The sequence below is a fragment of the Acinetobacter sp. YH12231 genome (assembly GCF_013417755.1).
GTDB lineage: Bacteria > Pseudomonadota > Gammaproteobacteria > Pseudomonadales > Moraxellaceae > Acinetobacter > Acinetobacter amyesii.
In genome coordinates, this window is the sequence record NZ_VPDJ01000003.1 from 99,535 (window position 1) to 120,330 (window position 20,796).

Here is a 20,796-nt window from a genome sequence, read left to right on the forward strand (position 1 = left end):
TTTATGTTATTTTTACTCTATTTATTTCTGCATTAAAAAAATGTAGAGACCATCAAACTAAACTTCAGGTCTCTTCATACCACCTTACTGCCTTGCATCACGATTAATTAGTATTTAAAAATGCGTGAATATTCTCCAATTGTTCTTGTGCTTCGACATAGCCTTGCAAGGCCGCTTTTTCCAAATATTGCTGTGCAATTTTAAGATCACGCTCTACGCCCATGCCATGAATATATAAATAGCCCAATCGCGTTAACGCCGCAGCACTCATCCCCTGAGCCGCTTGTGCATAATAGCTATGCGCTAGGGTTAAATCTTGCTGTACACCTAAACCATGTTCTGACATTTCACCAAGCTGGTACAAGGCAGTCACATTTCCCAATGCTGCCGCTTGCGAGAAATACTGCAACGCTTGTTGGAAATCTTGTGTTCCCCATTGTCCTTTTAAATTAACCAGACCCAGTTGCGTGAGTGCATCAGGATGGCCTAATTTTGCCGCCTTCAACAATGCTCGCTGGCTTTGAGCATCATCAAATTGTAGATCAGGCAAGATATTGTCCACGGCTAAACGGTAGAGATACCAAGCAGCATCCTGCGAACCTTGTTCTGCGGCTTTTTCCAGATAACTCAGACACTGATCACGATGTGCTAATGGATACTCTGGCAATGCATAAAAACGTCCAATCACATAGTTTTGATCGGCGACACACGTAATGGACATATCATTTAAGTGTCTTGCCGCTTCAACTAAAAGTTGCTGCGCTTGCTTGATATTTCGCTCAACACCGACGCCGTGTAGATAGCATAGGGCCAAACCGACTTGGTTAATGAATAATGGTTTGAATTGATACGCTGTTTGATATAACTCAAATGCTTTTTGCGGATCATCACGAACCAAATACTTTTCAAAATACAGCGCTGCAATAAGACTAATTGCATCAGCATCTTTAAGTTGAGCAGCTTCGGTCAGAAAGCGAAAACCTAAAGTTTCCTGCTTCTCCAAATACCAACCATGAAAATGTGCAATACCTAATAATCGGCTGGCTGCAGCAACTTTGTGCTCTTTGGCCTGCTGCAAAAGATCATGATAAACCCGCTGACGCTGATCGACATCGATTTTACCCATCAATACTGCTTGATAATATTCATACAACTGCTGCTGGTGCCCGAGTAGCAATCCTCGCTTTAAATATTGCAATGACTTTTCATCATTTTGCGCAAGATACTTTCCTTGAGCATAGAACTGCTGCAATTGCTGAATAGCCGCCATATGGTCTTGTTGGGCAGCTTTCAGTAAATATTCCAATCCCAGAGCAATATTTGGCGTGGCTTGTTTTAAATAGAACTGTGCCAATTGATACTGTGAATTGGCATGTCCATTGTCCGCATTTTTTTGCAACAAATCTAAATGTTGCTGCTCGGCATGTGTCTGATCTTCTGGGTTTAGTTCGGCGAGTCGATATTGTGCATCCAAATGACCGCGTGAAATCGCATGTCGATACCAATACTGCGCTTTTTCAAGATTGGGTACACCGCCATAGATACCTTCTTCAACTTGTCCCAACACATATGCAGCATCATCACTACCTAAACTATTGGCTTTTTCCAATAGAGCCAGCGCATTTTCCACACTAACTTCTCTGCCTAAGCCTTGTAAATGCATCTGTCCCATAGCGACATAGGCCTGTGGAATTTCATGCTGTTTGGCCAAATTTTGATACAACTCATAGGCACGCGCATAGTCGGTTGGTGCATCAAGCATTAAACGTTCTGCAAATTTCAGCTGTGCATCTAATTGGTCTATCCACAAGTCATGCCCAACCGCTTTAGCCTGATCGCGTTTTACTGGATCGGGTCTTTTCCACATCCAAAACGCAAGTGCTCCCATCCCCAAAATTAGTATCAGTAAAAACCACATACTCGCCCCAAAAAAATCAATATTTTAATTATTCCAACATTGTGTCTGATTTTAATTCTATATACAAAAAAAGCACCGAATTCGGTGCTTTATTTTTTTCAAAATGAGATAGCTGTCATGCTTTTGCTCGTTTTGCATCAAGTTTTTTGAGCACCTCTGACACAGCCACCATCGCAAAGCTGGACGTCACGACTACTGCTGAACCATATCCACCACAACGTAAGCCTGCACTTGGACAAACATCAGCACTGGAAAATGGATTATCAATCGAATAAACACAGGTAATCCCAAACTTTTCTTTCGGCTTTTTACAAATGCCTTTGCCGCGTAATTGTGTGCGCAATTTGGCTAACATCGGGTCTTGCTCTGTTCTTGATAAATCTGCGACTCGGATTTTCAGCGGATCAAGTTTACCCCCTGCTCCACCGGAAACGATCAACGGAATTTTATTAAAACGGCAATGTAGCATTAAGGCAAATTTGGCCTTCACATCATCAATACAATCTAAAATTAGGTCAGGAGCACCTGCCAAAATTTCTTTGACATTTTCGGGTGTGAGATAATCATCAATCAAATTTATTTTGATTCGGGGATTGATCGCACGGCATCGCTCTGCCATCACTTCAATTTTTTCATGTCCCAGTGTCGTGCTCATGGCAGGCAATTGTCGATTAATATTCGATGCAGCAACGACATCCATATCGACCAAGGTCAGCTCACCAATACCAGTACGCGCTAAAGCTTCGACCGCCCATGAGCCTACACCACCAATCCCTATCACCATGACATGACTTTTTTCATAATGATGAAAACTTTCATCACTATATATTTTGGCTACGCCAGCAAAACGGCGGTCATATTCATCATCTTGGAGCAGTTCAGTCATAGGTTTGGAGGCAGTGTTAAATCAGCCGCCATTTTAGCAAATTCGCTACTTATTTTCTTTGATAAAACGCAATTCAGCAGTCAGCGCAACAGAGCGGCATTCGCATCAGGTCTAAATCCATCAAAATAAACATTTACAGCGAACGGAGGTCTGCTTTAAAAAGTATAACCATAGATCTAAAACTCAAGTGTGTATTGCCATGGACATCCATCCTCTGCCAAATAATTTAAAAATTACCGATGACAAAATGAAATGGATTTAGATACCGTGCATCGCTTTTTAAGCCATACCTATTGGTCAAAAGATATTCCAAAACATGTGGTGAAAAAAGCGATTGAAAACTCTTTGGCCGTGGCCTTACTTCTCGATGAAGAACTCATCGGTTTTGGTCGTGCCATTACGGATTATGCAACTTTTGCTTATTTAGCCGATATTTATGTCGCCGATGCGCATCGAGGCAAAGGCTATTCAAAATTAATTGTGAGTACTTTATTTGAAAAATGTGGCGCCGTAGATCTAAGACGCATGTTGCTTGCGACGGCGGATGCACATGGCCTATATCGCCAATTTGGCTTTACCGATTTGGCTCAACCTGCAAGTTTTCTCGAGATTCATCAAGCCAACATCTATCAACGATAGAGAAAATATCTCGGATAAAAAAAAGAGGCTTTCGCCTCTTTTTCGATCTTACAACCTTAGTCTTTATTCATAATAAAGAAATATTCACGGTAGTATTTAAGCTCTGCAATCGAGTCACGGATATCATCCATTGCTAAATGCGAGGCATTTTTCTTCAAGCCCCCCATGATCTCTGGGCGCCAGCGTTTCGCCAATTCTTTCACTGATGATACATCGAGATTACGGTAGTGGAAGTATTGTTCCATTTCAGGCATTAAACGATGCAAGAAACGACGATCTTGGCAAATTGAGTTACCGCACATCGGTGATGATTTTGGATTTACCCATTTTTTCAAAAATTCTAAAGTTTGCTGTTCAGCATCTTGTGCTGTCAATTTACTACGACGTACACGTTCGATCAGACCTGATTGACCATGTTGGCGAGTGTTCCATTCATCCATCGCATTGAGCACACGGTCAGACTGATGTACCGCAAGCACAGGCCCTTCCGCCAGAATATTTAAATTATCATCCGTCACAATTGTTGCAACTTCAATAATCTGGTCGTTATCTGTATCTAGACCTGTCATTTCAAGGTCAATCCAAATCAGGCGTGTATCAGGTGTGCTGCTCATAAATGTGCAATCTTATTAGGCTGTAAAAATGAACATAGTAGCAAATTTATTGGGCTTGCGCTGTAAATAGACCCTGCTTTCATGCTATTTTTGCCATCTAGTTTTCATGGTTTTTTAGGATATGAATGGCTTTAATTCGTAAGCGCCGACTGACTGAACAGCAGCAACGTCGCATTCAGAAGCAACATAAATCTCGTCAGGAAGAAATCGATACTTCTGCAGATTTGGAAGGCTTGGTCGTCCAACATTATGGTCGTCAACTTGAAGTTCAAGCGCTGTCTACACCCGACCAGCATCCTGAAAAACCCATTGTGCAAGCAGGTGAACCTGAACCACATTGGAAACCTATCGAATTAGGCAGTGTTTGGCGCTGCCATACCCGTACCAATCTCGAATTATTGGTGACGGGTGACCGTGTCAAATGGCAAGCTGACCCGATCACAGGTTTAGGGATTATTACCGCGATTCATCCACGCCAATCTTTACTGACACGCCCTGACCGTTATCACAAAGTGAAACCTGTCGCAGCCAATGTCAGCCTGATTGTGATTGTATTTGCACCGCTTCCTGAGCCAGCACCTGGCCTGATTGACCGCTATTTGGTGGCCTGTGCAGATGCTGATATTCCAGCCTTATTGGTCTTAAATAAATCCGACTTGCTTAAAGACAACGATCCGATCTTAACGCTATTACAAGAATATCGTGACTTGGGCTATGAGGTCATGCAAACCCAATCCGATGGTGACTTAAGCGCACTTTCTGCTCGACTTTCTGGTGAAACTGTCGCATTTGTAGGTCAGTCTGGGGTTGGTAAGAGCACTTTAATTAATGCCATTGTTCCGGATGCTGCGCAAAAAACCAATATTATTTCGGAAAACTCCGCGCTCGGTCAGCACACCACCACCTCTACGCGCTTAATTGCGTTTGGTGAAGGTTCTGCATTGATTGATTCACCAGGAATCCGTGAATTTGGTTTATGGCACTTAGAACTGGAAAAAGTTCAACAAGGTTTCCCTGAGATTGAGTCACATTTGGGTTATTGTCAGTTCCGTAACTGTACGCATAAACATGAAAAGCAATGTGCGCTTAGAATGGCGGCTCAAAATGGCGAAATTTTACCGCGTCGATTAGACAGTTATTTACGTCTGATCGACGAAATCACGGAAGCGCAGCAAAAAAATTAATTTTTATTCTGTTCATGCCCTTGAAGGGGTGATTTTGATCACCATATTTATGGGCTATACTCTTGGCAATTTAAAATTGTAGTTAGGTGAATTGTGGAACGTTGGTTCGAATTTATGGGGAATCACCCCTTCTTATTTGGAACGCTGGCTGTATTGGTCGTGCTGTTCTTTATTCTTGAAGGCCAGCGTAATGGTCGCAAAATTTCACCTCAATCTTTAGGGATTTTAGTTAAAGCTAAAAATGCTCAATTGATTGACTTACGTGATGCGAAAGACTTCCGCGAAGGTCATATTAGCGGTAGCCGTAATATTCCATATAGCCAAATTACAAAACACATTGAAGAGTTAAAAACTTCTGATCGCCCGTTGGTTTTTGTATGTAACCTTGGTCAAGTGGCAGGTTCTGCATTGCAACAAGTCGGTCATGCAGATGCATACCGTTTAGACGGCGGCATTAGCAACTGGAAAGCTCAAGGCTTACCTTTAGTTAAAAGCAAATAAGCGCTTCTTAGGAGATTAACATGGCTGAAGTTACGATTTATTCAACAACTGTATGTCCTTACTGCATTCGTGCAAAACAGCTCCTAGAGCGTAAAGGCGTGGCTTATAAAGAAATTAATTTATCCAATGAAGCGCCTGAAGTACGTGTTGAATTGATGCAACGCACCAACCACCGTACCGTTCCTCAAATTTTTATTAATGATCAGTTTATTGGCGGTTTTGACCAACTTTATGCTTTAGAGCGTGAAGGCAAACTCGACGGCATGCTATCTTAATTTTAAACATAAATGTCACCTCATATTAAGGAATAAACAATGAGTGAAGAACAACAAGCTCAACCACAATTGGCATTAGAGCGTATTTATACTAAAGATATTTCTTTCGAAGTACCTGGGGCTCAAGTATTTACTAAAGAATGGCAGCCTGAACTAAATATCAACCTTTCTTCTTCTGCAGAAAAAGTTGATCCAACACACTTCGAAGTTTCACTGAAAGTTGTCGTTCAAGCGAACAATGCGGGTGACACTGCATTTATCGTTGACGTTACTCAAGCAGGTATCTTCCTGATCGATAGCGTTGAAGAAGAACGTCTTCCTTACATTCTTGGTGCTTACTGCCCAAATATCTTGTTCCCATTCCTACGTGAAGCTGTGAACGATATGGTTACTAAAGGCAGCTTCCCACAATTATTGCTTACACCAATTAACTTCGATGCTGAATTCGAAGCGAATTTGCAACGTGCGCAAACTGCTGCTGAAGGCCAAGCTTAATCGCTTATCTTCAAATCTAAAAAAGACCGCTTTTGCGGTCTTTTTTATGCTTTATTTATTCCCTCTCCTTCCAGGAGATGAGAAACACTGTTTCCAAGGGGAGAGGTTTTTATTCCCTCACCCTCGCCCTCTCCCAAAGGGAGAGGGAACTTAAAGAGAATTACTCAGCATCTGCCATTAGATCAGCGCTCATACCTACAGTATTAAAGCCAGCATCAACATACAAAATTTCACCTGTAATACCATTTGCCCAAGGCGAGCAAAGGAACAATGCTGCATTACCGACATCTTCAATAGTTACATTGCGTTTAAGTGGTGCGACTTTTTCATTTAGGTCTAACATTTTACGGAAAGATTTAATCCCTGAAGCCGCTAAGGTACGAATCGGACCTGCTGAAATCGCATTGACACGAATACCTTCAGCACCAAGACTTGTTGCCAAATAACGTACGCCTGCTTCTAGTGACGCTTTTGCCATGCCCATAACGTTATAGTTTGGCATTACGCGTTCAGAACCTTGGTAAGTCAGCGTCAATAAGCAACCTTGACGTGCAGCCAATAAAGGTTTTGCCGCACGAGCCATCGCAATAAAGCTATATGCGCTGATGTCGTGAGCAATTTTAAAACCTTCACGGTCGGTAATATCAGTGAAATCGCCATCTAAAGTATGTGCCGGTGCAAAACCAATTGAATGCACAACACCGTCTAGACCATCCCAATGTTTAGCAAGTTCAGCAAAAGCGGTATCAATTTCAGCGTCCACTGCGACATCACATGGGAAAACTAAAGTTGAACCAAATTGTTCAGCAAAATCATCTACACGTTTTTTTAATTTTTCATTTGGATATGTAAAAGCCAGTTCTGCACCTTCGCGATGTAAAGCTTGCGCAATACCAAATGCGATTGATAACTTACTTGCAATACCCGCGATTAAAAAGCGTTTGCCAGCCAATAGTCCTTGTGCCATGTGAAACTCACTCAAAATAATTTAACAGCATAATGCCAAGTCTAAAGCATTTTAGAAATTGCATAATGCGCCTTTTTTTAGAAAACCATCATTGCATGCACGATGCGAATGAAACTAGATTCAATCAAGCAGCATCAATATTTATTGGCCCTTAAGCGTCCAGATGCAATGCTTGTAATGAATTAGTCCATAAGATCTGTGCAATCTCAGATTCAGTACGGTTTAAGCTCTGAGCTAACCCCTGCAAGACATAGGGCAAATTGACCGGCGTATTACGAGTACGCCCTTCCGTCGAATGCTGACAACATAAGGGTGTCATATCTGGACAGTCGGTTTCTAAGACCAAATGATCTACATCCAAAGTCTGAACCACTTGATGTAATTTTTTTGCATTAGGATTGGTGATTTGCCCTGTTATACCAATTTTAAAACCTAGTTTGGTAAATGCCTTCGCTTCTTCAACACCACCACTAAATGCATGTGCGATACCACCGAGTTTAAATTGATGCTGCTTTAGCATCGAAAGCACCTCCGCATGGGATTTGCGAATATGCAGCAAAATGGGTTTATCAAACTGCTGTGCTAACTCAAGTTGTGCGGAAAAATACTGCTGCTGCTTTTGAAAAAGTTCAGGCTGTTTATGCTGTTTCAAAAAGGTATCTAAACCTATTTCACCGACAGCAACACAATCATGCTGCTTTAGCATCTGCTCCACATCGAGCAAATGTTCTGTACGATGTTGCTCAATATAAAACGGATGTAAGCCGGGAGCTAAATAGCTTTTTGGAACATTGGATAAACGAGCTAAAAACTCTTGAGTTTGCAGCAAATCTTGAAAACGTGACTGTAAAAAACCAATCAATACCAACGCATCGACACCCGCCTGTTTGGCAGCATACGCCAACTGTTCCCGATCAGCGTCAAAATCAGGGACATCAAAATGCGTATGCGTATCAAACAGTGAGTAAGTCATTGAACTAATTAATTTGCTTTTGCGGCTGAGGCTTCAACAGCTTCAACAGCTTCAACTGGAGGTAGATATTGCTTTTTCAATACACTTTGCAATTGATCATAGGGAATGGTCAAGCGAGGTAAACCCACCACATACGGCCCAATTTCATATTCGGCATATTGCAAAATTAAACCTTGCTGACTCAGATAAAAATTATCAGACAGTTTAAATTTCCAAATCTGTTCGTATTCTTGAATATTGTCTGCCAACTTGGCATCTTTCACCCAAGTTTTAAAGACTTCATAGCCCCGCTTTTCAAGCTCTGCACGTTGATTAGGCAATAATATGTCATTGAGCTGTACCAATTTTTGAGTGCTTAAATCGAAGTTATAATATTGCTGTGCAGAAGAACCATGCGCTCCACCTAAATATGAACTGGTATTTAAAACCACTGTTGCCAAGGGTTTTTCAGCATTCAATATTTTAGGTTTAATCATCAAACTGATTTGCTGATTGGCACTTAAAGATTTCAATTCTTTATCTAAATTTAAAAACGCTTGCATATAAGGCTGCGTGGCTTTTTCCAATTTTAATTTGGGCGTTTCAACCTTGGCCAAAGCAGATTTTGTTTCAGATGCTGCAGGAACTTCACTTGCAGCGGGAGCATCAGTGCTCAGCGTCTTATCTTCTAAAGGCGAAATAGATAGAATTTCGTCTAACTGTTTTAAGATTTTCGCATCAATAAATTCATCAATAAAGGCTTGATTACTGTTTAAGCGTTCAACTGAAATTTCAGGACAGACCCCGCCATCACATTCAGGTAAATTCAGTTGTAATTTTTCCGCATCACCAATCAGTTTTGCACTCAAATCTGGCTGTTCAGTTTTGGCTTGATCCGGCTTTTTTTCAGGTTCAGCTTGTTGTGGCTGACACGCCGTGAATGCAACAGAAACTGCCAATATTGAGCTTGCCCAAATTTTATTTTTTTGCACCATTGCTTCAACCTTTCATTTCGAATGATTGATATTTATTTTGGTAAATATCTTATCAAATTAAATACTTTCGTTGTTTAGAACATATGCTGATAAACGTCAGCTTTCAATACTTGTTGTGTTTGTGCTTTGCTGAGATAAATATCCAGTTGTTTACCATCTTTGACAATTTCATCTGTACGGTAATGCAAACCGACACCTTCTTGATCAAAGAACCAATCTGCTTGGCCCCAATAGAGTTTTTTCGGTGCCGATTTTTTGACATCTACCTCTTGTTCATCTAGCCATTTGCTATAGGCTTGCTGCACAATAGCATCCATATTTTGCTGTTGCTTTGCATCAATAATATCTAAAGGTTTAAGATTCTTTTTCGCACGGCGGTCTGCCACAAAAAAATAATAACGCTCTTTGACCGTGATATTTTCCTGTTTGGTATCAACACCGATTTGCAGCAACACATATTGATTCTGTTGATATGGAACTCGTGTGTACATGGCCAATTCATAGGCTTTATTGGTTTTAAACTCTGCCTGCCAAGCATCTGATTTTTTCACATACGCATCGACGGCTTGTTGGAGATTCATATTTTGCTTTAATGCAATCTGATCTTGTACGACGCTGGCCTGATTCTTTTCAATCCAGCCATTCAACCATGTATCTACGGTCTGAATGGTTTGTATCTCTAAATCAATACAACTTTTATTTTCACAAAACGGTTTGGCGATTTTTGCGGCTTGCTCTTGGATATTTAAATAAGGCAAAACATCTGGATTAATCACAGCCGCTTCAGAAGCACCACCGTCGGCCGGCTTTGTCGCTTTGTTTTCTTTTCCTGAATCACATGCACTGAGCAGCAAAACACTCCCCAAAAGTGCAAAAACTGTAGCATCCTTGAATTTTTTCATGATGTCCTAAACGACCAAATGATTGCGTAATGTATGGATTTAAAAACTCTACCACAAAATAAAACAGCTTCACGAAGAAGCTGTTTTATTTCTGTAAAAGAACAACTTAGTGTTCACGTGTATTGCTGAACACGATATCCGGATAACGTTCTTGCATTAACTGTAAATTCACACGACTTGGTGCAAGATAAGTTAAATGACCACCGCCATCGACAGACAATTGGTCGTGTGCTTTTTTCTTAAATTCGTTGAATTTTTTCTCGTCATCACACGATACCCAACGTACGGTATTGATACTTACAGGCTCATAAATACAATCAACTTTGTATTCTTCTTTCAGACGATAAGCCACAACTTCAAACTGAAGCACACCCACAGCACCCACGATTAAGTCGTTACTGTTTTGAGGCATAAAGACCTGAGTAGCCCCTTCTTCTGAAAGTTCTTTTAAGCCTTTTTGTAGCTGTTTTGACTTCAAAGGATCTTTTAAACGCACGCGACGGAACATTTCAGGGGCGAAGTGAGGAATACCGGTAAAATGTAAATCTTCACCCGAAGTGAAAGTATCACCGATTTGAATCGTACCATGGTTATGCAAACCGATAATGTCACCCGGCCATGCTTCTTCAAGGTGTTGACGGTCACCGGCAAGGAACGTTAAGGCATCACTAATACGCACATCTTTACCTAGACGCACATGTTTCATTTTTAAGCCTTTTTCATACTTACCCGAACAGATACGCATGAATGCAATACGGTCACGGTGTTTTGGATCCATATTGGCTTGAATTTTAAAGACGAAACCAGTGAAGCCTTCTTCAGTCGCTTCAACTTTACGGTCTTGAGTTGGATGTGCTTTAGGTTCAGGCGCATATTGACTAAATGCATCCAAAACGTGGTCCACACCAAAGTTACCGAGTGCCGTACCAAACAAGACTGGCGTTTGACGACCTGCCAAAAATTCATCACGGTCTAAAGGTTCATTGGCCATTTGAACCAATTCCAATGATTCTTCAAATGCAGCCCAAGCGAGATCACCGACTTTTTCACGCAAATCTGCATAGTCATAGCCATCACGGACTTCAATATCCGTAATGGTTGAACCGAAACCTGCCTTATAAACGTAGAACTTTTCTTCGAGTAGGTTAAATACACCGGCAAAGTCACGACCTGTGCCCAGTGGCCAAGTAATCGGAACACATTTAATTTTTAAAACGTTTTCGATTTCATCAAGCAATTCTAATGGCTCACGAATTTCACGGTCCATTTTGTTGACGAATGAAATAATCGGCGTGTCGCGCATACGACACACTTCCATCAACTTGATCGTACGATCTTCGACACCTTTTGCACCATCAATCACCATAAGTGCAGAGTCAACGGCAGTTAATGTACGGTAGGTATCTTCAGAAAAGTCTTCATGCCCTGGGGTGTCGAGCAAGTTAATCATCTTGTCTTTAAACGGGAACTGCATAACCGAAGTGGTGATCGAAATCCCACGTTCTTTTTCCATTTCCATCCAGTCAGACGTTGCCGCACGATCAGATTTACGGCTTTTTACCATACCTGCAACCTGAATCGCCTGTCCCCATAACAACAGTTTTTCTGTCATTGTGGTTTTACCGGCATCGGGGTGGGAAATAATAGCGAAAGTACGTCGCTGAGCGACCTGTGTCGCTAATTCTTCTTTAAAACTCATGAAAGACACCTACTGCAAAACTCGCAGTGCAAAAGATCAGATCTGATCAATATGGAAAATTGGCGATATTGTATCAGATTGACCATTAAAAATAATCAACCACATCGGGTTGAGTCAAAATCTTAGCGTGGCGTGTCTTGATGTTTTACATTGGATGACGACCTGTTTTTATCGACGATATAGCACATTTCATTTTCTTTTTTTCTATACACATTGGCAATGCGATCAGACTACAAATGACCTTATTCAACTTTCGCTTTCATGCTTTCTTCAAGCTGTACCACTGGCATCGGCATTCCTAACAAATATCCTTGTAACTGTTGGCAACCTAAACGTTTTAAAATTTCTGCTTGTTGTTCTGTCTCTACACCTTCTGCAGTGACTGTTAGCCCCAGTCGAATTGCCAAGTGAATAATACTTTCTAAAATAATTTCTTCTTTAGAGCCAACGCTCAAATTGCGGATAAATTCACGGTCAATTTTCAGCTCATCTACAGGTAGTTCTTTTAAATACAAGAAACTTGAATGTCCTGTTCCAAAGTCATCAATCGCAACTTTAATCCCCATCTGTCTCAAATGTTCAAAAGTCACGATACTGGCATCGATATGATGCATCGCTGTTGACTCGGTAATTTCAATAATTAAATTTGACGGGTTAATTTCATAACGTGCAAAAAGCGACTCTAAAGTACTAAATAAATGTTTATGCTCAAACTGGATGGCCGATAAATTGACCGCAATCGGATACAGCGGCATATTCAGCTTTTCCCAGTGCTGAATTTGCTTACAGGCTTCTTCAAGCGCCCAATAGCCCATGGCAATAATCAGTCCAGTTTTTTCCGCACCATTGATAAACTTATTTGGCGTCAGCATACCTAAGGTTGGATGATTCCAACGAATTAAGGCCTCAACCCCACAAATTTCACGATCAGTGGCATTGAATTTTGGCTGATAAAATAAGATAAATTGTTGTTCTTCTACCGCTTTATATAAATCATTGATCAGTTTCGTCTGACTTTTTTCTTCAAATTGGTCAGCGGTATAATTAAAAAATGAATAGGTATTCCGCCCTTGATACTTTGAACTCAACATTGCTGTATCTGCATTGATCAGCAGATCTTGTAGGTTCGCACCATGTTCAGGGTACATCGCAATACCAATACTGCCTGAAATATTGATTTCCTTGCCTGCAATCAAAAAGCTTTCTTGCATCAATTCCAATATTTTTTCAGACATTGCTGTCGCAGAGTCATTGCTTGCCGACTCAAGCACAATCAGAAACTCATCGCCACCGATTCGTAGCAATTTGGCTTGATCATCGATTAAACGATGAATTCGCGTGGCAATTTGAATCAGCAATTGATCACCCACATGGTGTCCAAACACATCATTGACCGCTTTAAAACGGTCGATATCAATATAAATAAAAGCAATTTTATCTTGTCTTAAGCGATGCTCTGTAAATAGAAAATGTGCATATTCAGCCAAAAACAGTCGATTAGGTAAACGGGTCAAATTGTCTTGTACCGCTTGATTGGCCAATTCTCGATTTGCACGCATCAACTGTAAACTGCGATGCTCTAAACGTTGTTCTAATACCGCTACACTAAAGGCTGCCATCAACAATAAACTGGTGACAAATAAGACAATAAACAGCAATAAATTATGGTTTATCTGCGCTGCCACCAATACATCCATCGAGTTTAGCGGTACAAAATCAACAGCCGCCATACCAATATAATGCATAGCCACAATGCTAAAAGTCAGCATTAATGCGACAAAGACATTCAAAATATTCCGTTTTGGCGAATATTTATTTTTAAACGTCATCCAAAAGGCCAAACCCGAACCACAGATCGCAACTAAAATTGAACAGATAACAATTAAAGGTTCATACCGTTGTTCATAGCCCTGAACGGCTAAACTCAGCATACCGGTATAATGCATGCCGGAAATGCCAAGGCCCATTAACACTGAACCTAAAATTAAACGAGGAAAAGGTAATGTCTGTCGTGTGGTTAACCACACAGCAAAAGTGGAAGCAACGAAAGCAATAAAATAGGATATCAGGGTCAGACTGGTATCGAAACTATGGCTTGAAGGCAAATGGCTGGCTATCATGCTTACAAAATGCATGCACCAGATCGCAGCACCTAAAATTGCACCGCTGAAGAATAAAATGACATTTTCATATCTTGGTCGTGTTCCACGAAACAACATTTGTTCGAGTGAAACAGCAAAGTAACAACTTAATAATGCAACTACGATTGAACCAGCGACCAGACTGTAATCATAATGAATATGAGTCATATCAAGCGTTCCGCTTAGGTTATCGTGGCACTTTCTTTAACCGAATTACCCAATCTATCTCTTCCCTTTAACTTGTTACGTTTTCAATTACTTACTTATTTTCCCTTAGAATCTATTAGTCTACGATAATGGTCAAGTCTTTCTTTCAAGATTTTAAGCAACTGATTAATTTAAAAAAAGAAAGCTTGATCAAGTTCACTAAAACTTAAACTTTTGATAAAAAATGCATCAGGTGGTTTTTATTTTAGAACAGTTTCTAACCATAATAAAATGAATAAATTAGATTGATTTCTATATTGTTTTCTAGATTTAAATCATGCCTCTCTACACAAAAAAATAGCGAGCCGTAGCTCGCTATTTCTCAATAGGTAAATTCATCTTTTCCGTCAAAAACTTAAGCAATCAGCTCAATATTTTTATGGATGAATGGCTTACTTTTTGGCTGCTGTTGTTGGATTCGTACCTTGTAATTTGGCATAGTCCATTAGCACATTCGCTGCTTCCATCACAAAGACTTCTTCTTCAGGCAGTGCTGGACGTTGGTTCGCCTTCATTTTCGCACGTGCTTCCACCAATGCATCCATAGACGCTTGGTAGCTCTCCCAGTTGGCATAAGGCTTTTGACCCACCACTTTACGACGTTGATTTTCAGCATCCAAAGACTTTTGCTCAAGTGCCAACAATTCAGCTTTACGCTTCGTTAAGTCGAGTACCACACGCTTTTGCTCATCCGTCTTTTTTGCAATCGCTGTACGTTGCTCTAAATACTTAAATTGAGGATCAATCGTGACGCGTTGCTGAGATGACTTAATCAAATCTGGAACATAGGCTTGGATCGAGCCTTCACGTTTAAACGGTGCAGTTGGAATAGTATCCCACTGTAAAGCATTTTTCGATTTACGCTCACCAAACTCTTCATTGTAAATATCGACCAGCTTAATATCCGGTACGACCCCTTTATTTTGGGTACTGCCGCCCGTCACTCGGTAAAATTTACGTTGCGTTAAGGTTGCTTGACCATAGGCTAAAGAGTCAAGTTGTACCTGCGCTGTTCCTTTACCCGTTGTGGTACTACCAATCACCACACCACGCTCATAGTCTTGAATCGCAGCAGAATAAATTTCACTCGCAGAAGCCGAAGCCAAATTAATCAATACCGCCAATGGGCCTGCATAAGTTTGCGCGCCACCATCATCATCTTCAAACACGCTGACATTGCCATTACCATCACGGATTTGCACCACTGGACCTGATTTAATCACTTGTCCAAGCATACGTGCTACTTCTTCAAGTGAGCCACCAGGGTTGTTACGCAAGTCAATGATGATGCCTTCAACATTTTGCGCATCTAAAGTTTTTAAAGCTTTATTGGTATCTTCCGACACAGAACGGTAATCTGTACCCGCACGACGTGCACGATAGTTTAAGTAAAACGATGGAATTTCAATCACACCAAACTTATGTTTTTTGCCATCACGTTCAATTTCAACGGTACGTGAACGCACGCCTGCATCTTCTTCTTGAATTACATCACGTACAATAGTGACATTTCGCGCTTGATTCATGGACGCACCAGCACCCAATAAACGTAAAGTCACTTTGGTGCCACGTTTACCACGAATCAGTCCGACAATTTCATTGCTCGGCCAACCAATCACATCGACCATTTTGTCGCCATCTTGGGCAACACCAACGATGCGATCGCCTGACTTCACTTGTCCTGATTTGCTGGCTGGCCCACCTTCCACAATCGTCTCGATTTTGGTGTAGTCTTCATTACCACGTTCAGGACGGATCGATACCCCAATCCCTTCCAATTGCAGCGTGGTTTGACGGTTCAATTCCATCGCATCTACAGGTGGAAAGTAATTACTGTGCGGATCATACGTCAGCATCATGGCATTCAGAGTTTTATCAAGCACATCATCGCTTTTTAAACGACTAATCCGCTCTAACTGACGTGTATAACGCTTGGTTAAAGTCTGTACAGGTGTTAAGTCTTCAGGACCTGTTAAGTCTTGACCATTTGCCAGTGTTGGGTCATCTTTCAACGCTTTTTGTTTGGCTTTCTCTTCTTCTTTGCTGATGGTTAAGTTGATCAGCTGAGAGACCAACATTTTATTCCAATGCGCACGCTGTTCTTCTGTCGATTTAAAGAATGGCGCTTTTTCACGATCGGTTTCGATGTAGTTATTCGGTTGATTTAAATTCTGTGGCTTTTTCAGCTCTTCCAACATATAGGTGTAGAACTGTTTTAAGCGCTCACGATATTGCGCATGAATGGCATACGGCCCTGTTAAATTGCCCGCTTTGAGATTTGCACCAAAAGTTGAGCCATAACGTTTTTTATAATTTTCAATATCCGATGCCAAGAACAACGTATGTTCAGGGTCTAAACTATCAATATAAAAATCTAAAATACGGTTAGAGGTATTGGCATCTAAACGCTGGTTTAAATAGTGTTGACGGTCTACCAATGTTGCAAGCTGACGTGAGACCAAGGCTTGCTCTTGTGTGGGCTGAATGGTACCCGCGCTCACTGCTTCTGTATTATTGGCAGCAATTGCGTCATTCACCACATGAGTGAAAAAGAATCCACCTGTCGCAATCGCAACGGCACAAGCTAATGTTTGAAGTTTCATAAATAATTTGTACTTCCTTGGTATTAAGACCAATATTACCGTGTTGGTTTTCGACCTGAATTGAATAGATTCAAAATCTTAAACAACTTAATATGTTTATGTCGTGTAGTTTTATCATATTCTCTGCTGACAAAGTGTAGCAAATCATTGCAGAATTCAGGTATTGTTTTTCCTTAAAAATTCCAACACGGACACCGAATATGATTGGCGCATTAATGCTCGACATTGCTGGCACAGAACTTACCCAAGAAGATATTGAACTATTACAGGCACCACAAGTTGGCGGCATGATTTTATTTGGTCGCAACATTGAATCTCCTGAACAAGTTCGTGCCCTGACCGACCATATGCGTCAAATTCGTCCTGATATTTTAATTGCCGTCGATCAGGAAGGTGGTCGTGTACAACGCTTAAAGCAAGGCTTCACACTCCTACCAGCTATGGGTAAGTTTGGTGAACTTTACTTAACTGAACCTGAAAAAGCAGTTGAACTGGCTGAACAATGTGGCTGGTTGATGGCAGCCGAAGTCCTTGCGGTCGGCATCGATTTCAGTTTTGCACCAGTGCTGGATTTAAATGATGTCAGTGATGTGATTGGTGACCGTGGTTTTGCCAAAAATATGCAAGACATTATTCCATTGGCAAGTGCTTTCTTAAAAGGTATGAAACGTGCGGGGATGGCATCTACAGGTAAGCATTTCCCAGGCCATGGATCGGTGAAAGCAGACTCACATGTTGCTGCTGCCATTGACCATCGTAGTTATGAAGAAATCTATCAAAAAGACATGCAAAGCTTTATTCAACTGCAACCACAGCTTGATGCCTTAATGCCTGCGCATGTGATTTATGAAAATATTGATCCTAACCCTGCTGGTTTTTCACCGTATTGGATTCAGAAAGTCTTACGTCAAGAGCTCCAATTTGATGGCGTTTTATTCTCCGATGATTTAAGCATGCAAGCCGCTTGTGTCGCTGGCGGCGCAGATGCTCGTATCCAAGCAGCATTAAATGCAGGTTGTGATATGGGCCTCGTATGTAATAACCGTGAATCTGCATGCATTGCGCTTGATGGAATTCAAAACTTGGCTCTTCCAAATCAGGAACGCTTAGAACGTATGCGCGGTAAAATCCCACAAATTGAGATTGGACAAAGCATTGAACTCGGAGCGGACTGGCAAAACGTGCGTAACCGTATTGTGGATTTTAAAAATCAATATTGCTAATCCAAGACTTTCAAAATTCTAGAAAATGGAGCACGACAAGGTGCTCCTTTTTGATTTATGATGAAGACAAAATAAGTGCTTCGGCGCTATACAAAAATTGCCAATAAAAACAACATTAGGTCAGGACGACATGACACAAAGTTTATCGGAACATCGACACATTTCCTTTACTGCACATTACACCGGCTATATTTGGTACAGCATGGGGATTTCGCATCCCGTTTTTGCCACACGTAAAGGTAAATTTTTAGCACGTTTAGTCCATCCTTTAGAAAGCTGGGCAGAAAAGAATGTGGGCGGTAGCATGCGTTCGACGCTTAAACAGCGCCATGCCATGATCGATCAACATTTAGATCAACTCATTACCCAACACCCTCAGCTACAAGTCCTCGAAATTGCCTGTGGCCTTTCCCCGCGTGGTTGGAATTTTCGCACCAAGCATCCTGAAATTAACTATCGTGAACTCGACTTGCCGGATATGGCAAAAATCAAAACACAGGCACTCAAACAGATTGACCCGCATGCCCCCGAGGTCTTAACTGGCGACATTTTCACACAAGATTTTGAACGTATTTTTCAGAGTTTCAACCCTGAACGTCCTTTGGTGGTGATTAGTGAAGGGCTAATTAATTATTTTGATCAAACGCTACTGAATAAATTATTGCAAGGGATCACCGAATATGGCGCCTCATTTCAGGAATTACATTATCTGACCGACATCTATCCTGAACCCGTCAAGAACCGTTTAGCACGTTTTATTTGGGCCAGTAGTAAATTACTCAAAGTCATGTCTCGCAGCGCTTTTACTTTTCATTTTCAATCCCCTGCTGAATTACAGCAGTTTTTCAGTCATACAGGATTTGAAGAAGTAGACGTCGTTCAGCCGGCCTTATACTTTCCACAACAGCAACAAGAACAAGTGATTCCTTTCCACGATGCAGAGCAGCACTGTGGCGATTTGGTTTGGATGGTCCATGCCAAAACAAAAAAACAGCGCTAACGCGCTGTTTTTTATATGTTCATGTTTTAACTTACGGCTTCTAATAACAACACATCTTCTTTTTGGCGTTGTACAAAGCGCAATAAACGCTCCGCCAACTCAAAACTACCATGCTTAAACAAAGCACGAACCTGCGTATCTACAACGTCAAAGATGAGACATTCAATTTTAAACTCACCTTCTTCGTCTTCTAGATGTAATGCCAAATCCCGAGGATATGCGTGCATGGAGTCCAACATTTCAGCCTGTACATTCAGCAACACGCCGAAATAATTTAAATCCGTAATTTGAGTTTCAACCACGAGGTCTGAATGGCGATGAGATAAATGCGTGAATGGCTGTTGTACACTTACACGCGCTTCGCCACGGCGTTCAATATTTTGCATTTGCTCTCGGCTCATTGGAATGATCCCATCCAACTGCTGAATAGACTCACCGCGTAGATAAGTTGCAAACAAATTCATGGTTTCCTTACGGCGTTGCAACTGCGGTAAATGATCCGCATTGGCAATCATGGCAAATTGCATATTCGGACATTGCAAGGCAAAGCCCGCATTTTCATGTGGCAAAGTAAAACTGTCGTACTGCCCGCAAGACACCAATACATCACACTGTGGAATCGGCACGTCTTGCAAACGCAGCAAACGGTTACAGTTAATGTCATAACGCTCTTGTTCGGTATTGGTGAATTCAGCCATTTGTCTAAAGAACAAACGCTTTGCTGTCGGTGACATCCGCGTCACATCCAGTTTGGCATGATTAACCAAATACAAAATCACCGCTTGACCAAATTCATCCATGCGCTGTTCTTTCATCAAATGCAAGGATTCTTCAAGCAACATGCGCCAGCTCTTGCGCGTTTTTTGCATTACGCCCATCAATATCATGCGGTCAATCAATTCAGGACGTTGATCCGCCAGTCCTGCAGCCACCACTGAACCGAGCGACATCCCCATCACGGATACTTTTTCTAGCCCGACGATATCCAACCAAACGCCTAACATCTGTGCCAGATCACCCAACTCTAAAGTCCCTGCCGACACCGAAGTATCGACATTGGTAATTTGCTGGTTTGAGCCCATGGAGGGTAAATCAATTAAAATAATTGGGCCTGCCGCAAATAATTGTTCGACACAATATTTGTAGGAATTAAAGTTTTGAAATGCCCCACCAATAATAACAATCGGGGTGCGATGAATGGTTTCAGGTTGTGCAATGGCCATATATTCGACCTTCCAGCCATCAATCCATGTCGTTCTGGCAGGCTGTTTAAAGCTTTGCTTGTCATACAGATCGAAAAAACTGTAATGCGTACTTTCCTGTACGGTGGGATCCATTTGGATAATGGAATTCATATTCCTTTCCTCCATTCCTGCCTTATTTTTATTGTCAGGAATTCATTTAGAGACTCTGCTCGACTTAGCGTCCTGCTCTTTAATCGTTATTTGTACGACTTCAATGTCGCTATTGTTTCATTCTATACAGAGGTTCATTTTACAAGCAACTGATATCCCCGCCGCTTATCTACTTTTGTTCTAAAAACAATTTCAAAATGTTAATTCTGGTCAGCATGTACAGTCGAATATGCACTTAAG

Annotated in this window: 18 protein-coding genes; 7 read left to right on the forward strand and 11 right to left on the reverse strand. The window is 41.3% G+C overall.

Features of this window, described 5'->3' with window-relative positions; translation table 11 throughout:
• Positions 1-103 precede the first annotated feature (103 nt).
• Both FTV11_RS01750 and FTV11_RS01755 read right to left on the reverse strand, forming a co-directional pair.
• Entirely contained in the window at positions 104-1,918 is a 1,815-nt protein-coding gene (locus FTV11_RS01750; protein WP_180073280.1) for a tetratricopeptide repeat protein, read from the reverse strand.
• A gap of 115 nt (positions 1,919-2,033) precedes the next feature.
• Positions 2,034-2,804: a ThiF family adenylyltransferase gene (locus FTV11_RS01755; protein WP_180004537.1), complete on the reverse strand. Its 771-nt coding sequence runs from the start codon at positions 2,802-2,804 to the stop codon at positions 2,034-2,036.
• Positions 2,805-3,056: 252 nt separating this feature from the next.
• On the opposite strand from FTV11_RS01755, the gene FTV11_RS01760 reads away from it, so the two are divergent.
• A complete protein-coding gene (locus FTV11_RS01760) occupies positions 3,057-3,443 on the forward strand; it encodes a GNAT family N-acetyltransferase (protein WP_180073281.1) in 387 nt (128 codons plus the stop codon).
• Positions 3,444-3,499: 56 nt separating this feature from the next.
• Here FTV11_RS01760 and orn read toward each other — a convergent pair whose 3' ends face one another.
• Positions 3,500-4,057 (reverse strand): oligoribonuclease, encoded by a 558-nt coding sequence (gene orn, locus FTV11_RS01765; protein WP_067763591.1) that lies wholly within the window; start codon positions 4,055-4,057, stop codon positions 3,500-3,502.
• A 125-nt stretch (positions 4,058-4,182) separates the two neighbouring features.
• Here orn and rsgA point away from each other — a divergent pair, with 125 nt between their 5' ends.
• The 4 genes from rsgA to secB all read left to right on the forward strand — a co-directional run bounded on the left by rsgA (position 4,183) and on the right by secB (position 6,512).
• Entirely contained in the window at positions 4,183-5,241 is a 1,059-nt protein-coding gene (rsgA, locus tag FTV11_RS01770) for a ribosome small subunit-dependent GTPase A (protein ID WP_180004539.1), read from the forward strand.
• 93 nt (positions 5,242-5,334) lie between these two features.
• Positions 5,335-5,742: a rhodanese-like domain-containing protein gene (locus FTV11_RS01775; RefSeq protein WP_078189639.1), complete on the forward strand. Its 408-nt coding sequence runs from the start codon at positions 5,335-5,337 to the stop codon at positions 5,740-5,742.
• A gap of 20 nt (positions 5,743-5,762) precedes the next feature.
• A complete protein-coding gene (gene grxC / locus FTV11_RS01780) occupies positions 5,763-6,017 on the forward strand; it encodes a glutaredoxin 3 (protein ID WP_078189640.1) in 255 nt (84 codons plus the stop codon).
• 39 nt (positions 6,018-6,056) lie between these two features.
• Entirely contained in the window at positions 6,057-6,512 is a 456-nt protein-coding gene (secB, locus tag FTV11_RS01785; protein WP_078189641.1) for a protein-export chaperone SecB, read from the forward strand.
• A gap of 160 nt (positions 6,513-6,672) precedes the next feature.
• Here the strand turns inward: secB and FTV11_RS01790 are convergent, their stop codons facing one another.
• The 7 genes from FTV11_RS01790 to FTV11_RS01820 form a co-directional block, all read right to left on the reverse strand.
• On the reverse strand, positions 6,673-7,479 hold the full coding sequence (locus FTV11_RS01790; protein WP_078189642.1) for an enoyl-ACP reductase: 807 nt from the start codon (positions 7,477-7,479) through the stop codon (positions 6,673-6,675).
• 151 nt (positions 7,480-7,630) lie between these two features.
• Entirely contained in the window at positions 7,631-8,452 is an 822-nt protein-coding gene (locus FTV11_RS01795; RefSeq protein ID WP_180025994.1) for a TatD family hydrolase, read from the reverse strand.
• Positions 8,453-8,460: 8 nt separating this feature from the next.
• Positions 8,461-9,426 carry an RsiV family protein gene (locus FTV11_RS01800; RefSeq protein ID WP_180073282.1) on the reverse strand — a complete coding sequence of 322 codons (966 nt, stop codon included), beginning with the start codon at positions 9,424-9,426 and terminating at the stop codon, positions 8,461-8,463.
• 74 nt (positions 9,427-9,500) lie between these two features.
• Positions 9,501-10,328: a hypothetical protein gene (locus tag FTV11_RS01805; protein WP_180025996.1), complete on the reverse strand. Its 828-nt coding sequence runs from the start codon at positions 10,326-10,328 to the stop codon at positions 9,501-9,503.
• A gap of 106 nt (positions 10,329-10,434) precedes the next feature.
• Entirely contained in the window at positions 10,435-12,027 is a 1,593-nt protein-coding gene (locus tag FTV11_RS01810; protein ID WP_078192693.1) for a peptide chain release factor 3, read from the reverse strand.
• 242 nt (positions 12,028-12,269) lie between these two features.
• On the reverse strand, positions 12,270-14,336 hold the full coding sequence (locus FTV11_RS01815) for a bifunctional diguanylate cyclase/phosphodiesterase (protein ID WP_180026003.1): 2,067 nt from the start codon (positions 14,334-14,336) through the stop codon (positions 12,270-12,272).
• Positions 14,337-14,767: 431 nt separating this feature from the next.
• Positions 14,768-16,978, reverse strand: a complete 2,211-nt coding sequence (locus FTV11_RS01820; RefSeq protein WP_180073283.1) for a carboxy terminal-processing peptidase — start codon at positions 16,976-16,978, stop codon at positions 14,768-14,770.
• A gap of 200 nt (positions 16,979-17,178) precedes the next feature.
• Between FTV11_RS01820 and nagZ the strand changes: the two genes are divergently transcribed.
• On the forward strand, positions 17,179-18,201 hold the full coding sequence (gene nagZ / locus FTV11_RS01825) for a beta-N-acetylhexosaminidase (protein ID WP_180034909.1): 1,023 nt from the start codon (positions 17,179-17,181) through the stop codon (positions 18,199-18,201).
• Positions 18,202-18,331: 130 nt separating this feature from the next.
• Positions 18,332-19,201 carry a class I SAM-dependent methyltransferase gene (locus tag FTV11_RS01830; RefSeq protein WP_180073284.1) on the forward strand — a complete coding sequence of 290 codons (870 nt, stop codon included), beginning with the start codon at positions 18,332-18,334 and terminating at the stop codon, positions 19,199-19,201.
• 26 nt (positions 19,202-19,227) lie between these two features.
• Here the strand turns inward: FTV11_RS01830 and FTV11_RS01835 are convergent, their stop codons facing one another.
• Complete coding sequence (locus tag FTV11_RS01835) at positions 19,228-20,556, reverse strand: alpha/beta fold hydrolase (protein ID WP_180026007.1); 1,329 nt, start codon at positions 20,554-20,556, stop codon at positions 19,228-19,230.
• Positions 20,557-20,796: the final 240 nt, after the last annotated feature.